Below are 21606 nucleotides of genomic sequence, written 5' to 3'. Positions count from 1 at the left end.
TCATACAATAAACTCAACTCCTAATAAGGAGGAGAGATAAAAAATGAATAAAGTGGATTATGACCGGGCGTTATATTATACGCATCGGTCAGAATGGGATAATTTACTGATTTTAATGGTTCGAACAAAAGATCAATTTTTATCCAAAAAGATTGAACAATTCCTGCATGCTTACAATTTTGAACGTGATTACAGTGTTCTTGAAAAGAAACTATATAACCTGCTTCGTTACATCGACCATGCTAATGAAACCTTTGAAGCCGATCCTAATGAGATACCGATGTATAGTCTTTCCTAAAAAAACAAGTGGATACAGAATTGTGTGAGAAACTTTTTTACAACCGGACCAAAGAATTCCACCAAAAAACACGGCTTTTTCATAAGCCGTGTTTTAACTGTTTTTTATGACACCATTTCGTACAGCATAAAGGGCAGCCTGGGTTCGGTCAGTAAGCTCTAGTTTAGCTAAAATGCTGGAGACATGGGTTTTAACCGTCTTTTCAGTAATAAAGAGGGATGCTGCAATTTCTTTATTGCTTTTTCCGCTGGCGATTTCTTTGAGGACTTCCAATTCTCTTCTTGTCAAATCTTCTAAAGGCTTTTTGTCTTCATTATTCCTTGATGAGAATTGAGTTAAAAGATGAGTTGTTGCTTTGGGATGTAGTTGATTTTCGCCTTTCATTAATTGTCTAATGGCTTTTACAAGTTCATCAGGCTCAATATCTTTTAGTTGATACCCGGAAGCACCAGCTTCGATCGCTGGAATGACATGGTTTTGGTCAGAAAAACTGGTTAAGATCATGATATTCATGTCCGGATGCATTTCTTTAATTTTTCGTGTTGCTTCAATTCCGTCCATTACGGGCATGACTAAGTCCATGAGGACTACATCTGGTAAAAGGGTGTCTGCCAGCTCGACAGCTTCTTTTCCATTTTTCGCTTCCCCGATGATTTCGATGTTCTCTTGTGTTTTTAAGAAAAATACTAAGCCTCTACGGACAACATGGTGGTCATCAGCTATAAGTATTCGAATGGTACTCATTGTTCTTCTCCCCTTAGAAAGGTATATTAACTTTAATTATTGTCCCTTTATCTGTTTCACTTTTGATATGAAAAGTCCCCCCTAAGCTTTCAGTTCGGTCCTTCATACTTTTTAATCCGAGAGATGGGAGTTCTTTTGTTTCGTCATAATGAAAACCGGTGCCGCGATCTTTAATCTCAAGGGAAATTCTATTTTCACTTGAATGGATAGAAAGATGAACAACCGTCTCTCCAGAATGTTTTTTACAATTCGCCAAAGCTTCCTGACCGATTCTCCATAATCCTTCTTCAATGGTACTTGGTAAATGGATTACACCGTTCACATTTATGTTGACCTTTAAACCGAGCATGTCGCCGTAGCTACATAAAGCACTGACGATGCCTTTTTCTAGTCCCTTTGGACGAAGCTGCCAAATAAGTGCCCGCATTTCGTTTAAGGCTTCCTGAGCCAAATCTTGAATATAGCCGAAGGTTTCTTTAATATCCTTATTCTTTGTCATTTCCATGCCGCCCCGTGCCGTCAGACTCAAGGAAAAAAGGAGCTGGTTGACGGAATCATGCAAATCTCTGGCAAGTCTGTTTCTTTCTGCCGTTAAAGCAATTTCTTGTTCTCGGTGTGTCAGGTTTATTCGTTTTAAGGCAGATCCAATTTGCAGGGCTATAGATTCTAATAACGCGAGCTCTTCATGGTTAAATCTTGTTTTATAGGGAGAACCCACATTTAAAAGGCCGAATTTTTCGTTTCCAGCTTTTAATGGGACAGTGGCGTGATGTGTTAAACCACATGTATCTCCCAGACCTTGTTCAATGGCAATCTCTAGCCGTTTACATTCGATGATATTCGTAGCTTTATCTAAACGGCCATTATTGTAACGGTTAAGACACCAGCAGTCCCCGCTGCACATTAGTATGTTTTGATTCTCTGTCAATGCCGGAGGGAGGTTTTCTTTGGCAGCCAGTACAAATTGGCCTGTTCGGTCAATCAGAAAAATCCAGCCTGTTTGCATCCCTGTTACATTAAGTAGTTTTTTTAGAACCTCTGTAAGGATAGCCTGAATATCAGTGCCGCGGTTAAGAAGTTCGGCAATTTCTTTCAGTATTTTTAATTCAGAAAGATGATTTTCGTTCATTTAAAAGGACCCCCAGAAAATTCTAACTCTTTCCATTATTATAGCGTTTTTTATTCCAGCAAGCCTTAGAAAAAAGTACAGCTTTTTCTACGACTAAAGTCTGAAAAAGTTAGGTTATGCTGAAAATAACAGGATGGTCTTTTTACTATAAACAGATTAGATATAGTGTCTATTTTGTTACAATTGAAAAAATCTCGTTGACATTGAGAATCATTCTCTCTATAATGATAAATGTAAATGATAATCATTATCAAACGACAAATATAAAAAACAAACCGGGGGAAACAAGGATGTCTATCAAATTTAAACTTCTTGCAGCAACTGCAGCACTTTCTTTAGTACTTGGAGCATGTGGAAAAGCTGAAGAAAGCGAAACTAAACCAAAAGTAGAGAACAAGGAAAAATCAGCGGAGAAGAAAGAAGCTGAACAAACAGAAGAAGTGGATTATGCGAAAGTCTTTAGCGAAGCGATCACTGAGCTTGATAAAGCAAAAGAAGGTAAAGACGTTGATTTTGCAAAAGTAACTGATTTATACAATAAAAATTTAAAAGAGCTAGTTCAAAACCGTGATGCTGAATTTGAAGATACCCTTGATGAAAAAATCACTGCTGCATTAACAGCTGGTAAAGATGGTTCAATGGACAAAGTGGTTGTAAGACAAATTTTTGATAAATTGATGCAAAAAGTGTTCTATACTTCGATTAAGCACGATTTCACTGAAGTAACAGAAAAATGGGGTAAAACTGACGAGGTAAATGGTGAGCTTGAAGAAGCAAAAGGCTATTATGCTATCTTAAAGTCTACGGTTGAAAAGCGTGATGCCGCTTATGGAACCAATCTTGTCAGCGTGATTGATGGCGGATTTAATGAAATCGAAACTGCGATTAAGAACAATGATCAATTAAGTTTTAACTTAGGCAAGCAAGTAGTCGATAAGACCCTTATGAAGACTTTCTATCTTGCAACCGGAGCTCTTCCAAATGGATATGCGACAAAAACAGCAGCTGAAGCAAAAGAAGATGCTGTTGCAGCTAAGGTTGAGCAGGCGGAAGGCTGGGCATTCTTTCAATCCTTATACAGCTATTTGAATAGCCATGCTGCAGAAGAAACTGCCTTTATTGAAAAATCCTTTACACTTGAGTCTGATGTTAAAGCTCTAGATCCTGCAGCTGTTAACAAAGCGTTTGTCCGCGGATTTGCAAAAATTGCTATTTCTGAGTACAGTGAAAGTAAAGAGTTCTTAGAAAAAGGTGAAGATAAAGCAGCAGTTACCGGTTTAGAGGGAGCGTTATTTATCGATATCATCGGCGAAGATATTAAAACGCTTTTAGGTGAAGATGCTTATAAGACATTAAATGAAAAAGCCCAGAAATATGTCGATACAGCAAAAGCTAAAGATAAAGCCGCTGGTGATGCGCAATTAAACGACTTGATTTCTACTCTGAATACAATCGTAGAAAAAGCGAAATAATGCAGAGGAAAAACCTTGTTACAAACACAAGGTTTTTCCTATTTTCTCTAATTATGTCTTAATAGAGGTGTTTTAAATTGAAAGTTGTTGTAACGGGGGGAGCAGGATTTATCGGTTCCCATCTTTCCAGAAAGTTAATCCATGAGGGACATGAAGTAGTCATCATTGATGAACTTCACCCCTATTATTCAATTAATAGAAAAAACCGTCACCTTGAATTTATCAAGGAGTCAGGAGAATTTCGCTTTTTCCAAAAAAGTCTTATACATAATGAAAAGGAAGTCAGAGATATTTTTTTATCCTTTCAGCCTGAAGCTGTTATCCATCTTGCTGCTATACCAGGAGTCCCTCATTCCATTGAAGTCCCGAATGAGTATGTAGATTATGACATAAAAGCAACTATTAACGCTCTTCGGTTTGCTGGTGATTCAGAAGCAAAACAATTTATTTTTGCTTCATCATCTTCCGTTTACGGAGAACAAAAAAACGTACCGCTTGAGGAGGAAATGGCAACAGGAAGGGTAGTTTCCCCATATGCGGCTGCGAAGTTCAGCGCTGAAGCCTTTTGTCATGCTTATGCTTCATTATTTCCATATAAAGTCTCAATACTCCGTTTTTTTACCGTTTATGGACCATGGGGAAGGCCTGATATGGCCATTACTAAGTTTATAAAAAAATTACTGGCAAAAGAGGAAATTACTCTATTCGGTAAGGGAACTGCCAGGGATTATACATACATTGATGACTGTGTGAATGGAGTCTTAAGTGCTTTTAATCAAAAAGTAAGGGTAGGGACCTACAATATCGGATCAGGCAAGCCCATTTACTTAGAGGAATTAGTGGATCAGCTAAGGATGCATTTTCCTGAATTAACTGTTGGGCAAGGGGCTTTTCGTCAAGGGGATGTTCATTCGACATGGGCAGATATTAGAAAAGCAAATGAGCAGCTTGGATATTATCCTGCCGTTTCTTTTTCAGAAGGACTTGCCAATACAATCGAATGGGCGAAAAAACATGAAACGGAAATCTGTTAAACGGTACATCAGGTTGACAGGAGTCCTATTAATCGGAGTATTTATCGTATTATCCATTCGTTATTTTCGTCATGAAAATTTTTTAAAGGAAACGAAAGAGTTCTTCATTGACAACCCGATTATCCTATTGATTGTTACGATTTCGTATTTGTTTTCTTTTATCCTGAGGGCTGAAGCTTGGCGATTATATTTAGGAAATAACGTTAGGTTTTTCAGCTGTCTTCAGGGTGTACTTTTGAGTCTGTTTGTCAATCATATTACACCTATTAAAGTAGGAGATGCAATTCGAATCGGTGTTTTATCCTGGCGGGAAAAAAATATCAAGCCGGAAATATCGGCCCATTCGGTGATCGTTCTCAGGGTATTGGATATGTTTTTTCTTTTGTTGTTTTCCTTTATTGGATTAATCGCTTTATCAAGGTCATTTACGTTTCGATATTCTCTACCAATGGCACTTATTTTGCTGGTATTCGGTTTAATTGGATTCTTAATTCTTAGTAAATTTCGTCCGCCTTTTCTGGAAAAGCATATTCAATTAATAAAAACTAGCATAGCTAGCAGGAATTTCACATGGATTATTATCCTTGTTGCCTTAAGTTGGATTCTTGAAGGAGCTGTCGTTTGGGGAGTTACAAGTTCACTGGGGAACGGTTTGCCCATTTACAAGGCAATATGGGTCAACTCTATTACTGTCGGAGGACAGGTTTTTCAAATTACGCCTGGCGGAATTTCCACCTATGAAGCCGTCATGACAGCGGCTTTATCAAGTTTTCATTATCCGGTCAAGGATGGGTATATGGTAGCGCTTGTTAGCCATAGCTATAAATTTATTTTTTCCTATTTTGTTGGATTCCTGCTCTTGATCCATTCACCGAGAACAAAAATTAACCAAATCAGAGAAATTCTTTTAATGAGGAGAAGACCTGAATGAAAAAAGCATCAAAATTTGAAAAAACAGCAGCTAGGTGCTGGAACCTTTTAAATGAGGGAAAGCCGTTTACACCCATTTTTACGGTTGGCATCATGGTCATTTATTCATTATCCAAACTAGGTGACCCTTCATTTTTAGCGAATTTTTCCTTAGGGCTGCTTGCCATTGTACCAATGCTGATTATTTATTATTTATTTGACTATCCTTTGTTTTTAAGAAATTATTTATGGATTCCATTTACTGCCTATCTTATTATCTGGAACAATGTTAATCTCGGTCTGCTTCTAACAGCAATCGGTTTATATTTCTTTTTTACCGTCTTTTTTTGGGGGACGTTTTACTATCATTTACGGATAGGAACATCATGGCTAAATTTTACCCGCTTTTGGAAGCTCGTATTAAAAAATAGTGATTCAACCAGTGGAAACGCCCAGGAACAATTACCAAAGTTCTTGCTGCTTTTGTCACTTTGGAATTTAGTTAATACAGAACATGAATGGTCCGGACGTGAACTTGGCATTTTATTTCTTTTTTATGCTGGGGTACTTTTGTTTTCATGGATTCTACATAAAAACTTATTTGACTGGAAGCCAAAAATTATTCCAACCTATACTTCCAATGTTAAGGAGCGTGATTCTGCTATAAACGATAAGGTTATCGTTATGGTTATAGACGGCATGAGGAAAGAACGGTTTGAAGAGGCGAATACCCCCTTCCTTGATTTTTTGAGAAAAAATGGCACAGACTATACCCGAATGGAAACAGTCTATCCGGCGAGAACGGTCGTTTGCTTTTCTTCCATGTTCACAGGAACCTATCCATTTGAACACGGAATTAAATCCAATATGGTGTGGAAGCTCGGGATTAAAGTTGAAAGTGTGTTTGATAGTCTAAGAAAAATAGGGAAAAAGGGTTCATTATTAGCTGTTGCCCACCTCGTTGATTCATTTGGTAAGGATGTCGAAACCTATACGGCCGTAATGAATAATAGTATCGTCGACCGGAGCATTATTGAACGAGCCAAAAACATCATGGACGAGCAGAATCCAGACCTGCAGATTGTACAATTAATTAGTACAGATCAAACCGGACACAGCCGCGGTGTTTTATATGATGAATACATTCAAAAAATTGAAGAAGCTGATAGCCTGATTGAAGAATATTTTAATTGGCTTAAAGAGAAAGGCAAACTTGATAATTACACCTTTATTGTATGTGCCGATCATGGCCAGGCAGATGGTATCGGAGGTCATGGCCACTTGGATGAAGGAGAACGGTTTGTACCTTTCTTTATGTTTGGCCCTGCGATTGCAAAAGGAAAGAGTGTCGAGGAAAAGCATAGTTTAGTATCGATGGCATCGACTATCTCTTACTTATTGGGTGCTCCTTTCCCAGATAAATCCCGAGGTCCTGTATTAATTGATGCAATTAGGAAGGAAGTAATTAAGGAATGAAGCAGCAAAAAGTCATTGTTTTTCTACCAGCCTATAATGAGGAAGAATCAATCGTTGAGGTAATTCAGAAGATCCCAAGACATTTTAATCAAAATGTAAGTGTAGAAGTATTAGTCATCAATGATGGTTCGAGTGACCGAACAGAAGAGCTATCTTGGAAAGCGGGTGCTGATTATGTTCACACCTTTCCGAAAAATAAAGGTTTAGGTGCTGCAGTCCGCAAAGGTCTAGAGCTATGTGCTGCATATGGTGCAGACATTGGGGTAATGATTGATGCAGATAATGAATATCCTGCTGAGCAAATTCCGGAATTAATTGAACCAATCTTAATGGGAACGCATGACTATGTGATGGGTTCCCGATTCCTTGGGACAATAAAGGGAATGAGATGGAACCGAAGACTCGGAAATTACTGTTTCACCCTTCTGCAGGCACTACTGCTAAGGAAATGGATCTATGATGGTCAATCCGGTATGAGAGCCTTTTCTCGGCAGGCGATGATAGAAGCAGAAATTATCCATGATTACAACTATGCTCAAGTAGTCACACTTAATCTAATCCGCAAGGGCTTTCGAATGAAGGAAATCCCGATTCGTTATCAAGTTCGGAAAACTGGTGAATCTTTTATTAAGTTTAAGGCCTATATGACGTCTGTCCTCCCAGCCGTATTAAAAGAAATGCGAAGACCTGTTAATAAAGTAGATAAAGTAAATCTTAGGGTGAATGGAAAGGTACATCCCTTTATGAATAGGAACCAAGAACAGTAAATAAGATAATTATGTTAATTATGTGACTTTCTGCTTTGTTTCATTGACAGCGTGAATGATAATCATTATCATTATTATTGTAGGAGTGAATTTGTAGATGAAAAAATTCTCAGTTTTATTTTTTATTATAGCAATCCTATTGAACAGCTTCTCTATTACAGGGGTTCATGCTTATTCCTACGGGGATCCAAATGAAGAAAAGATTGCTGATGTTTACAAGGAAATGGTCGTTAAGCTTGATGAGAACCCTCCAAATTTTACATCTGCTAAAAAGCTATTCGAAACCGTAAAAGAAGAAATTGATATGCATATGGGTCCTGAGCCTGCAAAATTAATTATTGGCAATCTCGATGCAAAAGATAAAGAAGCCGCCATTTCCAATATGGAAAAGCTGTTGGTTTTAAATATTGCCAGACGCTTGGAAAGCATAGAAAGCAATTTTAAAGAATATGACACAACCAAACGTCTGCTTGCCAAAGGGTTTGCTACATACGAAGCGTTATCTCCAAAGGTTGAGGCCGAAAACCCTGAGAATGATAAAAAGATTCGAGAGGATTTTGATCAATCACTCGAAGCGTTGGGGAACCCTGGATTGTTTGGGGTAGGGAAGAAAGAAGCAAATTTAGATGCTTTTAAGGAAAATAAAGATGAAATCTTAAATAGCTTAAAAACCGAATTTAAATTAAAAAGTCTTGAGGTTGGTCATTTTTCTGAAAGTGCCGCTGAACAAGCTGCCGCTAAAAAGGACTGGACGGATCCCTCTAATATTCGAAACTGGATTCCACTCGTATTAATCGTCGCTGTTCTTATTGCTGTTATTATTTTTGTAATCCGTAGAAGAAGAAAATAAAAAGACACCTTGGGGAGGAGAAAAGGCTGTGGAGATTCAAGCACTGTTAATTACATTTCGTGAAGTCTTAGAGGCGTTATTAATTGTTGGGATAATTACAACCTATTTAAAAAGAGTCAATCATAAGCAGTTCAATAAATATGTTTGGTTAGGGGCGGGGCTCGCTGTTTTGGCGAGTGTCGGGGTAGCCCTTTTATTCCAACTGGTTTTTACCGGCTTTGCTGCAATGGGAAGCGAAATGTATTTAAAAATAGGGATTATGCTGGTGTCTACAGTCTTATTAACCCAAATGGTTTTCTGGATGGCGAGTCATAGCCGCGATTTAAAAGGGAACATGGAAGGAAAAATGAATAAATTCATTTCCACCGGCAATGTCGTCGGAATGGTTATCCACTCGTTTCTCGTTGTTCTTCGTGAAGGAGTAGAGACAGTGTTTTTCTTCGCTGCTATTACAGGCGGGAACATCGGTGCTGCCATGCAGGGGTGGGGTGCCGTCACAGGGGTAGTTATAGCCGCCATTGTTTCTTATTTGTTCTTTAAAGGTACAATGAAAGTGCCATTGAGTACTTTCTTCAAATTAACTGGTGCATTTATCATTTTAATATCTGCTGGATTACTCGTCCAAGCAATCTCCATGATGCAGGACCTTAACATAATAGGCAGTATTCTCCCGCATGTATATGATTTAACCTGGTTTCTTCCAGAGCATCCGATTGATTATACACATTATGTGCGTGATCACGGGACGGCTCCAATTCTTTCGGGAGATGTCGGTGTATTCTTAAAAGCACTGTTTGGCTATTCTTCGATGCCATCGATTGAAGAAGTGCTTGCTTATATCGGGTACTTTGTCGCGATATTATTGCTGACATCCTCAAAGCCGTCTGCAGTTAAGCATAAAAAGGAAGAAGCTCCAAACAATGCACAGGTTTTTAAACCACAAGCAAAATAATCTTTTATAATCAAAGTGCAAGGCCATGCTGCCTTGTACTTTTTCTCTATAAGGCGTGTGAAAATATGAAAATATCTATTCCATTGCAATGCACCCTATTAATAATCGTATCTATTTTGTCAATCATAATCGTTTTTATTTCTCAACTTATGTTTGTTAATCCCTTTACCTCGTCCTGGGATCAGGTTGATTTTACCCTTGCCGTCTCCCGTTTTGATTTGATGGCAATGCAGCCACACTTTCCCGGATATCCCTTTTTTATTCTTGGCGGGAAAATGTTGAATCCTTTTGTGAAAAATCCATCAGAGGCATTAACGTTATTTAATATTTTATTTTATGCCTCTTCTATTTTTCCTGTTTACAAGGTATGCAGGAGATTATTAACCAGCAGTTATTCATGGTTTTCAACAGCTATAATCTATTCAACCAGTTATTGTATCATTATGGTCAACCAGCCGATGTCAGAAGGGGCGGCTCTTGCTGCCTTTTGGTGGTATTTTTGGAGTTTGCTTTTTGCATTTGAAAGGAGGAATTCAACCTATATTTTGCTGCCATTAGGGTTGTTAAGTATCTTGTTAGGTATTCGCCTTTCTTATTTGCCTTTTGCGATTGGCATCCTTTTTCTTTTTTATTCTAAATTGAAAAATAAAACCACCACTTGGAGAGAGCTTATCTATTTTTCTCTTTTTGGCTTAGCCTTTCAGGCCTGCTGGGTAGTGGCACTCATTTTTTCGGAAGGCAGTTTGACTGGTTTTATCAAGCTCTCTTTAGCCTTTACAAGTGGTCATTTCAATGACTGGGGAGGTGCAATTGAAACATCTAAAATAAGTTTTTTTGAAAGGTTTTTTATTTTTACGTGGGATAATATCGTCTGGACAGGAATCGCAGCAAGATTTGCCATTATCATTCTTATTTACATTATCCTACTAGCTATATCCAAAAAAAATGTACCTGCACACCCTGTAATGAAGCTAGTATATTTAATGTTCAGCAGTTATTTTATATGGGGCCTGCTGGCACAAAACGTTGATAAGGCACGGCACACGCTGCCGCTTGTAGTTCTGATTATATTTTTTCTATGTAGCATAATTTTTTCAAAAAAAGGCTCTTTCCTGATTCTGACACTATCTTTGTTCCTATTAGGACAACAAGTTTGGAATGATGTTGTATTACTGAAGGCGGAGGCAACTGAAAGACCGGCTATTTATAAAATGAATGCATTTCTGGAAAAATTCGATGAGCCAATCGTGCTGTATACATGGGAAGAAACGAGGGTACTTCAGTATTTGCATGCCCCATATACTCACAAACGAATCGAAACCTTTCAATTTTTTCAGTCCGATTCAAAGTATTATCGCGGCAAAACGATTTTGCTAACGGATAAGGTCGTAAAGGGATTTCGGGCACAAGGGATTTCTTTAGATAGTAAAATTTCAAAGGTATTAAGCTTTCAATCAAATGAACTATTTGATCCCGTTTATCATGAGATTACTTTATATAAATGGGAAGGCAATTAATGAGGAAAGGAAAAAAATCTTTGAAAAAAATAGCGATTGCAGGAACTGGTTATGTTGGCCTCGTCTCAGGGGTTTGCTTTGCTGAACTTGGCAATAAAGTAATTTGTGTGGACCGTGATTCTGAGAAGATAAATTCTTTGCTTAAGGGGCAGGTAACCATTTATGAACCTGGCTTGGAAGAGCTTCTGAAGAAAAACATCGAAAAAGGGAGACTTACCTTTACAACCAACTCATTTGATGGATATCAGGATGCTGACATCATTATGATTGCTGTTGGTACGCCAAATGATAAAAATGGCTCTCTTGATTTACAGTTTATTGAGCAGATTGCAAAAGAAATTGGCAAGACGCTTAGAAGAAATAATATTATTATTGTAACGAAAAGTACGGTACCTGTAGGAACAAATGAAAAAATTAAAGACTGGATTCAGTCTCGGACCACACTTCGTTTTCAAATGGTGGCAAACCCCGAATTTCTCCGTCAGGGATCAGCCGTATATGATACTTTCAATGGAGACCGAATTGTTATTGGATCAGATAGTGAGGCGGCAATTCAAACTATTGAGGAGCTTTATGAGCCGTTTGGTGTTCCAATTATTAAGACAGATATCAAAAGTGCTGAATTAATTAAAATGGCAGCAAATTCTTTTTTGGCTTTAAAAATAAGCTACGCAAATGCTCTTTCAAATCTTTGTGAGAATATAGGTGGTAACATAGAAGAAGTGGCGCTCGGAATTGGGATGGATAAACGGATTGGAACCTCGTTTTTGAATGCTGGAGTAGGATTTGGCGGATCGTGTTTGCCTAAAGATACGGAGGCCCTTGCTTATTTAGCAAGAGAGGCTGGATTATCTTCCCATCTTTTGGATGAAGCAATGGAGATTAATAAGAGGCAGGAATTAAAGCTCATTGAGAAAGCTTTAAATCGATATACTAACTTAGAAGGTAAAAAAGTCGCTTTGCTAGGGCTGTCTTTCAAACCAAATACAGATGACGTTCGTGAGTCAGTAGCACTTAAGCTTGCCAAACAGTTGGTGGCAGAGGGAGCATTGGTCACGGCCTATGACCCTGTTGCGGTAAAGAATGCTATGAATGAGATTGGTAATTTAATCTCATACACAAATCAATTGGATGTGGCACTGAAAGGTGCGGAAATGGCTTTTATTGTAACAGAGTGGGAGGAGATTAAAAATATTCCCTTTAATAATTTAGTTGATTGGATGTCAGAGCCTGTTATCTTCGATGGCAGAAATTGCTTTAATCTGAATGCTATTAAAATTTATCCGATTGAATACCATTCGATTGGTAGACCGAGTGTGTATGGAAGATTAAAATGTAGAGCCCCCCAAGAAATCTCTTGAGGGGCAGATTTTTTTATATTAGATAGCTGCAAGTTCTTTTTGAAGAGCATCTTCTACTGTTACATACTCATAGCCAAGATCCTTTGCAACGGCTTCGAATGTAATTTCACCGTTAGCAACGTTCACGCCTTGTTTTAATGCTGCGTTTTCAGCAATAGCCTTATAAACACCTTTATTAGCGATTTGAAGGGCATATGGAACTGTTACATTAGTTAAAGCAATAGTTGAAGTTCTAGGAACAGCACCAGGCATATTGGCAACAGAGTAGTGAATAACGCCATGCTTTTCGAAAGTTGGATTATCGTGAGTTGTTACATGGTCAATTGTTTCAACAATTCCACCTTGGTCAATGGCAACGTCCACGATAACTGAACCTGGTTTCATAGTTTTAACCATTTCTTCTGTTACAAGCTTAGGAGCTTTTGCACCAGGAATTAGAACTGCACCAATTAAAAGATCTGCTTCTGCAACTGCTTCTGCAATATTGAAGGGATTAGACATTAATGTTTTAATTTGATTTCCGAAAATATCATCAAGCTGGCGAAGACGGTCAGCGCTTAGGTCGATGATGGTAACATCTGCACCAAGACCAATTGCCATTTTTGCAGCGTTTGTTCCAACAATACCACCGCCGACGATGGTTACTTTACCGCGGTTAACCCCAGGTACACCTGCAAGAAGGATGCCTTGGCCGCCATTATTCTTTTGTAAGAACTGTGCTCCGATTTGAGCTGCCATACGTCCAGCCACTTCGCTCATTGGAGTTAAAAGTGGAAGCGTTCTGTTTGCTGTAACGGTTTCGTAAGCAATAGCAATTACGCCGTTATCTTTAAGTGCTTGAGCGAGAGGGGGCTCAGCAGCAAGATGTAAATACGTAAATAGGATTAAACCTTGACGGAAGTACTTGTATTCACTTGTAAGAGGTTCTTTTACCTTCATAATCATATCCGCTTTTGTCCAAACTTGTTCAGCACTGTCGATAATCTCAGCACCGGCTTTTGCGTAATCCTCATTAGTGAAACCGCTTCCAATACCGGCGTCCTTTTCTACTAAAACAAAATGACCCGCATTTAAAAATGAAACAACACCAGCTGGAGTAAGTGCTACACGATTTTCATTGTTTTTAATTTCTTTAGGTACACCAATAAACATAACCCAAATTCCTCCCTAATTAACTTAAAAGTAATTTACCTATGGCTAAAGTATAAAAGGTTCGCCATAAAATTTCTTTGTTAAGAACGGAGAAAGATTCTTTCTCTTTTTGGAGATTTTCACAAAAAGTTCAAATCCCCTGATATTTTTCAAGTTTTAAATCTAAGTAGAGCATCATTTTTTGATTCGGATCCTTAAAATTTACCTCGCCAATTTCGGCGATCCTTTTCAAGCGATAATTTAACGTATTAGCGTGGACATTTAATTCCTTAGCAGCATCATTAATGTTATTATCATTATTTAAAAAAATCTCTAAGGTTTCCACAAGATTGCTATTATGCTTCTGATCATAATCGTGTAATTTTGTTAAGGAATAGTTTTCATATTCTTCGGTTTTCCTTTTTTCCAACAGGAGACCTAAGAATTGATATATGCCAAGCTTTTGATAATTGTATATGTCTTTGGTTTCGAAAGGGAATTTTTGTTTTATAGATAAAACAGATAATGTCTCCTCATAGGCTTGTCTGATTTTTTGATAATCCTTATAAATACCACTCAAAACAGGTGTGATATCCCTAACTCCGTATCGATCTCCCATTTTTATTATAAAAACCTGGCTAAACTGTTCAAGCTCTGTAAGAGGGTTTTCTAATCCTTCAGCAGATATTAATAGAATGAGCTGGTTACAGTCAATAGTATAAAGCATTATTTTCAGTCGCTGGTTTGTTTTTAAAAGATAAGAGATGTTTTGCTCTTCTTTACTGGTAATATTTTCATTAAATTGAAAAACTAAAATGGCGAACGAAGACGAAGGCGTAATTTGCAAAGTATGGAAGTTTTCCAATATTTCTTCCTGAACCTTCAAATGGCCTGTTAAAAGCTTCCAGAAAAATTCCTGAGAACGTTCTTCCTTTTTATTTTTCCTTGTCTGAAGCTGGAGGAGTTTATTTTTGGCAGCATCTGCTGCCTGTTTTAATAGGAAGAAATCATCATCCGTTAAGGATTTGTCGATTTCCAATGCCCAAATAAATCCGATTACCTCTTCCTGCTTCCAAATCGAAATGGCGACCCTGTTGCTGAGTCCTACATCATCTATACTCTTTACACGAATTGGCTCATTTGTTTTAAGGAGAGCAGGGATTGTTCCTTCTTTCCATAATTGATTAATAACTTTCTCTGGAACTCTGCGCCCTATAATCGTCGAAATTCTTGCCGGATCCGTTCGTTCATCATGGGTACTATAGGCAAGAAGCCGATGATTCGAATCCTCAATGGTCACAGGACACTTCAAAACCTGACTAATGAGGTCAGCAAATTCATCTAAACTATCAAATGCTGTTCTAAAAGGATCATGTAATCTGTTACTCAAACTGGTGACCTCCATAATGGAAGAATTAATAATATACCTTTGTTTAATTTTACAAAATTAAAGCGCAAATTTCTTGTTTTTTTACAAAAAAATTCGTTCACAATAATGTTAAGATAATTTCAAGAAATATTCAAAAAAATAATTATTTAAAAAATCTATTTTGAAAGCGTTATCAATTAGGAAAAAGGGAGGATAAATCACTAATACTTTATACCGTTGTGGTAAAATAAATAATATTGTTACTATTTTAATAAAATCAAATGAAGTGGGATGGAAGAGAAATTGAAGTTGATTAATCAGGGGGAGATTAATATATGAGCAAAAACACTCATGGCAAAGAACTTCATCGCGGTTTAGAAGAAAGGCATATTACTTTGATGTCTTTGGGGGCAGCGATAGGGGTTGGACTGTTTTTAGGATCTGCAACCGCAATTAAAATGGCTGGACCAGGTATTTTATTTGGATACGCCTTTAGTGGCTTGATTATGTTTTTCATTATGAGAGCCCTTGGGGAAATGGCGATTCAAAAACCTGTTGCAGGTTCATTTAGTAAATACGCACGTGATTATTTGGGACCGCTTGCAGGATATATAACAGGCTGGAATTATTGGTTTTTATGGGTCGTTACTTGTATGGCTGAAATTACGGCAGTGGGAATCTATATGGAATATTGGTACCCGGGTGTTCCACGTTGGATTTGGGCACTTGCTGCACTTGTCATTATGGCAACTGTAAACTTTTTAGCGGTTAAAGCGTATGGGGAATTGGAATTCTGGTTTGCTCTTATTAAAATCGTAACCATTTTGGCAATGATTGTTGTAGGAGCTGGAATGATTTTCTTTGGATTAGGAAACGGCGGCCTTGCAACAGGAATTAAAAATTTATGGGAACATGGCGGCTTTTTCCCAAATGGAATTAAAGGTGTTCTCCTGTCCTTACAAATGGTTATGTTTGCCTATCTTGGAATTGAAATGATTGGGGTAACGGCCGGGGAAGTAAAGAATCCGGAGAAATCTCTTTCAAGGGCGATTGACTCTGTATTCTGGCGAATTTTAATTTTTTATGTGGGTGCCTTGTTTGTGATCATGTCGATTTATCCATGGGAAGAAATTGGAACGAAAGGAAGTCCGTTTGTTCTTACTTTTGAAAAAATCGGCATTCCAGGTGCAGCAGGAATAATAAACTTTGTCGTGTTAACGGCAGCCCTTTCCTCTTGTAACAGCGGTATTTTTAGTACAGCACGGATGCTATTCAATCTAGCGGAGCACGGTGAAGCACCGCAGAATTTTGCTAAAGTAACAAAAAATGGAGTTCCAGGCATTGCGGTTTTAGCCTCTGCAGGTGCTTTATTAATTGGTGTAGTGTTGAACTATATCGTCCCGGCAAAAGTTTTTACATGGGTGACTAGTATTGCAACATTTGGAGCGATTTGGACATGGGGAGTTATCCTGTTATCGCAAATTCGTTATCGTAGATCCTTAAAGCCAAACGAAGTGACGAATTTAAAATACAAAGTTCCTTTATTCCCAATTACTTCGTATATCTCATTAGCCTTTTTAGCCTTTGTTATTGCTCTAATGGCCTATAATCCGGATACAAGAATTGCCTTAGTGATTGGCCCGCTATTCCTAGTATTCTTGGTTGGAGTTTATTATTTAAAAGGTTTTCATAAAAGAGATTTAAACCAAACTACTTCTAAAAAACAAATAAGTTAAGTGTAAATGAGGCCCTTGTAAAAGGGCCTCATTTTTTTATTTTGATTCCACATACTAATATGGAATCAAAAAGGAGGGCCAACTATTGGAGAAGAGTAAAATAATCTGCATCACAGCATTAACCTTATTTTTTACTTTTTCCTGTGATCAGGCAGAGTCACAAACCATTATTAACCCGTTGCAGGAGCAAAATACCATGTCAGTTCTTTGGTTTCAAAAAGCAGGGGAGGCAAGGGCATTATTTTATCAAGGATATAACATTGGAAAAATGAGATTGGATGACATCCTTAGTAAAAAACAATGGAAACAAGGGTTGAAGCCTGCAATTGTTCTGGATTTAGATGAAACTGTTATTGATAATAGCCCGTTATTCGCTCAGAAAATCATGTCACCAGCGAGCGCATATTTGAATTGGGGCATGTGGGTGGAGCGTGCTGAGGCAAAAGCCTTACCAGGTGCAATAGAATTTTTAAAATATGCAGATTCAAAAGGGATAGCCATTTTCTATGTATCCAATCGTAAAGAATCGCAAAAAGCAGCAACGATTATTAATTTACAACGGGTTGGCGCGCCTCAAGCGGATGCAGCACATGTTTTATTGAAGCAAAAGGGAGAAAGAGGAAAAGAATCACGACGTCAGCAGGTTGCCCGAACACATGATATTGTATTGTTGTTCGGTGATAATCTTGGAGATTTCAGTGGATTTGAGGGGCTATCTGTAACCCAAAGATCACAAATGGCCGACAAGCAAAGGTATGAATTTGGAAGGAAGTTAATCGTTTTCCCTAATCCAATGTATGGAGATTGGGAAGGTGCCATTTATCAATATAATTCAAGAAGATCTGATCTTGAAAAAGCAAAACTAAGGAAAGATAATTTAGAACCAATACAGCCATGATTTAATCGTAAATATGATTAGGCAGTTCCAATATTGATGGAGCTGTCTTTTTGCTTTTGTTATTAAAATTAAAGTAGTATGATGTATTTATTCTTTTATACCAAGTAATCTACCACATTTGGAAAATGAAAACATAACAATATATATTGTTTTTTGATATGATAGATTTTGTTTTTTAAATAAACCTAGTAATGAAGTGTTTCTTCAAGGAGGTACTTCTATGGATCGATTATTGCAATTAAATACGATTTTTATTAGCATTGTGATTGAAGCTATTCCTTTTATTGTCATCGGGGCATTAATTTCTGCACTGATAGAAGTATTCGTTTCTGAAAATATGATTATTCGACTGATGCCTAAAAATAGATTTTTATCAGTTATTACAGCTAGTTTTTTAGGGGTATTATTCCCTGGGTGTGAATGTGGAATAGTCCCGATAGCTTCAAGATTAATAAAGAAGGGGGTAGCCCCTCATGCGGCTATTTCCTTTATGCTCTCATCGCCTATTATCAATCCCATTGTAGTATTCGCCACATTCATCGCATTTGGTGATAGTTGGACAATGGTTTTTTACAGAGCAGGTTTAGCGTTAGTTGTTTCTATTTTGGTTGGTATTGTTCTATCTTTTGTTATCAAAGAAAATCCATTGAAAGAGAATATTGATATGCACGCGCATGATCATTCAAACCAAAACACCAAACAAAAGCTGATTAGTGTTATTACACATACAATTGATGAATTTCTAAGTGTAGCTAAATTTCTTGTCATGGGGTCAATGATTGCAGCAGCTATGCAGGTTTATGTACCTACAAAGATTCTGCTTACATTAGGTGATACAAAGGTGACTGCAATTTTAGTCATGATGGGCTTAGCGTTTATCTTATCGATTTGTTCGGAAGCGGATGCTTTTGTTGCTTCATCATTTAGAAATAGTTTCGGCCAAAGTTCAATTGTCGCTTTTCTCGTATTAGGGCCCATGTTAGATATAAAAAATGTATTGATGATGACTGGTTATTTTCAGAAAAAAATCGTTATTATATTGGTATCTTTAATTTCAGTATTTGTATTCATTGGCTCACTTCTTCTGTAAAGGAGGATTTAAATGTTTAGAGTTGTAATTTTATTATTGTTTACTAACTTATTTTTTACTCTGCACCTTTCAGGGAACATTTCAAAATATATAAACATGAAATACGCCTTCCTATCTAAAAGTATGGTCGTGGTGTTATTTCTATTGACGATTGCTGAAGGAATAAGATGGTATTTATCTGACAGGAAGCTCCAAAAGGAACACATTGGTTGTGATTGCCACCATGACCATGATCACGAACACAATCACAAACATAGCCATGAAATTGACAAAAAGACAGTATCCAAAGGAAAAAAGGTAAAAAGATTTTTATCTTATACGTTTGTTTTAATACCTGCCCTTACAGGTGTTCTTTTACCTGTTGCAACTCTGGATTCACAGCTAGTGAATGCTAAAGGGTTTCAATTCCCTAATTTAGAGGATGGAAATGATAAGTACGGAATGCATCAAGTTCTAAATCCTGATATGAGCCAATTTTTAGGGCAAGATGCCTTCTTAGATTTAGTTCGTAAGGAGTCCAAGTCATATAAAGTAAAAGAAGACATTACTTTAACAGATGATGATTATTTAAAAGCATTGGAAGTTATTTATAATTATTCGGGGGATTTCGTAGGAAAAACGATTACTTTTAAAGGTTTCTCTTATAACGGTCCTAACCTAAACAACAATCAAATCTTTCTACTTCGATTTGGGATCATCCATTGTATAGCAGACTCTGGGGCCTTTGGTATGATGATTCAATTCCCGAATGACATTCATATTCCAAATGACCAATGGTACCAGGTAACAGGAAAAGTGGATACCGTATATTATCCTCCAATGAAGGCGAGAATTCCTGTTATCAAAGTGACTAGTTATAAAACAATCAACCAGCCTAAAGATCCTTATGTTTATCGAAACAGCTTTAATTAATAATTGGATATGATTATGATTTACGATTATTTGAAACAAAGGACCCTCTGGGGTCCTTTGTTAATATCATTATTCTTTCCCAGCTTTTCTAGCTCTTAACATTCTTTAGAATATTTATGGCGAAGAGAATGATGGCCAGAACCATTAATGTTCCGCCAATGGCAATGAAAGGACCGGCAGATTCAACTCCAGAAACCAAGCACGCGAGGGCAATCATCATGACAGGCAATGCAATATTATGGAGCCAAAAGTGAACTTTCGCTAATCCTGTTTCCGCTGCACTTGGGTAAACCTTATAAATGAGTCCAGCTAGGGCCATTGACACCCATCCTAACAAGTTAACATGGACATGTACTGGCGTTAGGTCAAATTTCTCTGTCATGGACATATACATTCCCATACAAACCCCAATGACAAAATACACGACAGAGATTTTAATAAACCTGATCCCCATTCCTCAGCCTCCTTATTTAGCTAAAAAATATGACTTCAGTACTAAATATGAAGAACTACATGGAAAAAGAACTTTCACTTCATAGGACATAATTTGTTTTTTTTCAAAAAAACAAGCAGCCCCAAATTACGGCTGCTTAGAAAAAGGTTTTAATTCCAATTAATACGAGGCCGATTAAAAATCCACAAACAGCCCCATTTACCCTGATCCATTGGAGGTCCTTTCCGACATTGTTTTCAATCATGTTGATAAGTGTTTCGTTATCAAGCTTATCTAAATTCTCTTCGACGAGTTTGCCTATTTTTGAATGATTATTATCAACAAAGTTGGAAATATGCTTTTTAATCCAAGATTCCAGATTGTTTATTTTTTCAGGATTTGCTTTAAATTCATTTAAGCTATTTATAATTAAAGGCAGTAAGTATTCATTTATAAATATAGGATCTTCTAAAGTTTCAACGGCTTTCTGCTGAAGTTTTGTTAAAAAGCCGATAATTTTTTCTTCCGGTTCCCAATTGTCTATTAATTGAGCTTTAAAGTTTTCAATCTCATCATAAATCTTTTCATCACTTTTAATGGTTTGCAATTTATTATGGATATGAATGAGCAAGGTTTGTCTATTTTGATTAAAGGGATCACGGAAACTATCTACGCCTTTAAGGATTAGATTCTGGAGAATTCCTCCTAATTTTTCCTCATTAACCAGATTGCTAAAGGACTTCAAAGCAAACTGCATGATACCATCTGCTTTTATATTTTCAATAGCGTCAACTGCCATTCCACCGAGTTTGTATTTCGTTGTTTCTCTAGATGCCCATTCATCAATCTCTTTTAATACGAAATCAAGTGCTTTTTCATCGTATTTTCTAATCGATACTTGATCGATAAGTAAAGGGAGATAGAGTTTAATATCCAGTTCATTTAGATAATTCTTTATTTCCTTTTCAATAATGGGAGCAATTTTATTAATATCTACTTTGTTAAGTAAATATTGAATAAGGGTTTTGAAATTTTTTTGCACACCAGGCGAGTGTAATTCCTTTTCAATTAAGGAAAGAATTTTATCCGAGAAATGGAAGGTTTCTATTTTCTCACGAATACTTTCCTTTGTCAGCCAATCATTTTCCAACATTGAAATAATGCCCCTGATGATTCTTTTACGATTCTTGGGGAGTAAGGCTGTATGTGGAATAGGAATACCGAGTGGATGTCGAAACAAAGCGGTTACCGCAAACCAATCGGCTAGCCCTCCGACAAGTCCTGCTTCGAAACCCCCCTGTAGGATTACACCCCAAAGTGAATCCTGATAAGGCATTGTAGCAATGAATCCAATTGCCATCACAGCAAGGGAAATAGCGGCAAGATGCCTTGATTTATTTTTTTGCTTGAACATTTTTGTACCCCTCGTTTTTAGATAAATATGGTATTGTTATTATCTCAATTTAACATATTAAAAAGCAAAAAATACTTCTTAATAAAATAGTGAAATATTTTATTAAGAAGTATT

The 21606-nt window shown here is 37.2% G+C and carries 20 protein-coding genes; 14 read left to right on the top strand and 6 right to left on the bottom strand.

Going from position 1 to position 21606, the window contains the following annotated elements; translation table 11 throughout:
• Positions 1-43: 43 nt before the first annotated feature.
• Complete coding sequence (locus V7161_RS28110; protein ID WP_223593024.1) at positions 44-298, top strand: YhdB family protein; 255 nt, start codon at positions 44-46, stop codon at positions 296-298.
• 93 nt (positions 299-391) lie between these two features.
• Here V7161_RS28110 and V7161_RS28105 read toward each other — a convergent pair whose 3' ends face one another.
• Both V7161_RS28105 and V7161_RS28100 read right to left on the bottom strand, forming a co-directional pair.
• Positions 392-1042: a response regulator transcription factor gene (locus V7161_RS28105; protein WP_335716089.1), complete on the bottom strand. Its 651-nt coding sequence runs from the start codon at positions 1040-1042 to the stop codon at positions 392-394.
• A gap of 13 nt (positions 1043-1055) precedes the next feature.
• Positions 1056-2171 carry a GAF domain-containing sensor histidine kinase gene (locus V7161_RS28100; protein ID WP_335716088.1) on the bottom strand — a complete coding sequence of 372 codons (1116 nt, stop codon included), beginning with the start codon at positions 2169-2171 and terminating at the stop codon, positions 1056-1058.
• A gap of 290 nt (positions 2172-2461) precedes the next feature.
• Between V7161_RS28100 and V7161_RS28095 the strand changes: the two genes are divergently transcribed.
• The 9 genes from V7161_RS28095 (at position 2462) to V7161_RS28055 (ending at position 12509) form a co-directional block, all read left to right on the top strand.
• Positions 2462-3643, top strand: coding sequence for a hypothetical protein (locus V7161_RS28095; protein WP_335716087.1), 1182 nt, complete (start codon positions 2462-2464; stop codon positions 3641-3643).
• Between the two features lie 77 nt (positions 3644-3720).
• Complete coding sequence (locus V7161_RS28090) at positions 3721-4677, top strand: NAD-dependent epimerase/dehydratase family protein (protein WP_335716086.1); 957 nt, start codon at positions 3721-3723, stop codon at positions 4675-4677.
• Positions 4658-5608: a lysylphosphatidylglycerol synthase transmembrane domain-containing protein gene (locus V7161_RS28085; RefSeq protein ID WP_335716085.1), complete on the top strand. Its 951-nt coding sequence runs from the start codon at positions 4658-4660 to the stop codon at positions 5606-5608. The genes V7161_RS28090 and V7161_RS28085 overlap by 20 nt, the downstream gene beginning before the upstream one ends.
• Positions 5605-7062: an alkaline phosphatase family protein gene (locus tag V7161_RS28080; RefSeq protein ID WP_335716084.1), complete on the top strand. Its 1458-nt coding sequence runs from the start codon at positions 5605-5607 to the stop codon at positions 7060-7062. The genes V7161_RS28085 and V7161_RS28080 overlap by 4 nt, the downstream gene beginning before the upstream one ends.
• A complete protein-coding gene (locus V7161_RS28075) occupies positions 7059-7829 on the top strand; it encodes a glycosyltransferase family 2 protein (RefSeq protein WP_335716083.1) in 771 nt (256 codons plus the stop codon). The genes V7161_RS28080 and V7161_RS28075 overlap by 4 nt, the downstream gene beginning before the upstream one ends.
• Before the next feature lie 97 nt (positions 7830-7926).
• Complete coding sequence (locus V7161_RS28070; protein ID WP_335716082.1) at positions 7927-8679, top strand: EGFR-like transmembrane domain-containing protein; 753 nt, start codon at positions 7927-7929, stop codon at positions 8677-8679.
• A 28-nt stretch (positions 8680-8707) separates the two neighbouring features.
• Positions 8708-9631, top strand: a complete 924-nt coding sequence (locus V7161_RS28065; RefSeq protein ID WP_335716081.1) for an FTR1 family iron permease — start codon at positions 8708-8710, stop codon at positions 9629-9631.
• Between the two features lie 65 nt (positions 9632-9696).
• Entirely contained in the window at positions 9697-11148 is a 1452-nt protein-coding gene (locus V7161_RS28060) for a hypothetical protein (protein ID WP_335716080.1), read from the top strand.
• Positions 11148-12509 (top strand): UDP-glucose dehydrogenase family protein, encoded by a 1362-nt coding sequence (locus V7161_RS28055; RefSeq protein ID WP_335716079.1) that lies wholly within the window; start codon positions 11148-11150, stop codon positions 12507-12509. Before V7161_RS28060 ends, V7161_RS28055 begins: the two co-directional genes overlap by 1 nt.
• A gap of 18 nt (positions 12510-12527) precedes the next feature.
• Here the strand turns inward: V7161_RS28055 and ald are convergent, their stop codons facing one another.
• Together ald and V7161_RS28045 are read right to left on the bottom strand one after the other, a co-directional pair.
• The gene (gene ald, locus V7161_RS28050; RefSeq protein WP_335716078.1) at positions 12528-13661 is read right to left on the bottom strand and encodes an alanine dehydrogenase; all 1134 of its coding nucleotides are present in this window, start codon (positions 13659-13661) and stop codon (positions 12528-12530) included.
• A gap of 130 nt (positions 13662-13791) precedes the next feature.
• Complete coding sequence (locus V7161_RS28045) at positions 13792-15045, bottom strand: PucR family transcriptional regulator (RefSeq protein ID WP_335716077.1); 1254 nt, start codon at positions 15043-15045, stop codon at positions 13792-13794.
• A gap of 299 nt (positions 15046-15344) precedes the next feature.
• Between V7161_RS28045 and V7161_RS28040 the strand changes: the two genes are divergently transcribed.
• The 4 genes from V7161_RS28040 (at position 15345) to V7161_RS28025 (ending at position 19645) form a co-directional block, all read left to right on the top strand.
• Complete coding sequence (locus tag V7161_RS28040) at positions 15345-16745, top strand: amino acid permease (protein ID WP_335716076.1); 1401 nt, start codon at positions 15345-15347, stop codon at positions 16743-16745.
• Between the two features lie 85 nt (positions 16746-16830).
• Positions 16831-17643, top strand: coding sequence for a 5'-nucleotidase, lipoprotein e(P4) family (locus V7161_RS28035; protein WP_335716075.1), 813 nt, complete (start codon positions 16831-16833; stop codon positions 17641-17643).
• Positions 17644-17863: 220 nt separating this feature from the next.
• Positions 17864-18733 (top strand): permease, encoded by an 870-nt coding sequence (locus V7161_RS28030; protein ID WP_335716074.1) that lies wholly within the window; start codon positions 17864-17866, stop codon positions 18731-18733.
• A 12-nt stretch (positions 18734-18745) separates the two neighbouring features.
• On the top strand, positions 18746-19645 hold the full coding sequence (locus V7161_RS28025; protein WP_335716073.1) for a TIGR03943 family putative permease subunit: 900 nt from the start codon (positions 18746-18748) through the stop codon (positions 19643-19645).
• Positions 19646-19733: 88 nt separating this feature from the next.
• Here V7161_RS28025 and V7161_RS28020 read toward each other — a convergent pair whose 3' ends face one another.
• Positions 19734-20099 (bottom strand): cytochrome-c oxidase, encoded by a 366-nt coding sequence (locus tag V7161_RS28020; RefSeq protein WP_335716072.1) that lies wholly within the window; start codon positions 20097-20099, stop codon positions 19734-19736.
• A gap of 136 nt (positions 20100-20235) precedes the next feature.
• Complete coding sequence (locus V7161_RS28015; protein ID WP_335716071.1) at positions 20236-21492, bottom strand: DUF445 domain-containing protein; 1257 nt, start codon at positions 21490-21492, stop codon at positions 20236-20238.
• Positions 21493-21606 lie beyond the last annotated feature (114 nt).

It is taken from the genome of Neobacillus drentensis (assembly GCF_036965425.1).
Lineage (GTDB): Bacteria > Bacillota > Bacilli > Bacillales > Cytobacillaceae > Neobacillus > Neobacillus drentensis_F.
This window is presented reverse-complemented; position numbering and strand designations above follow the sequence as displayed.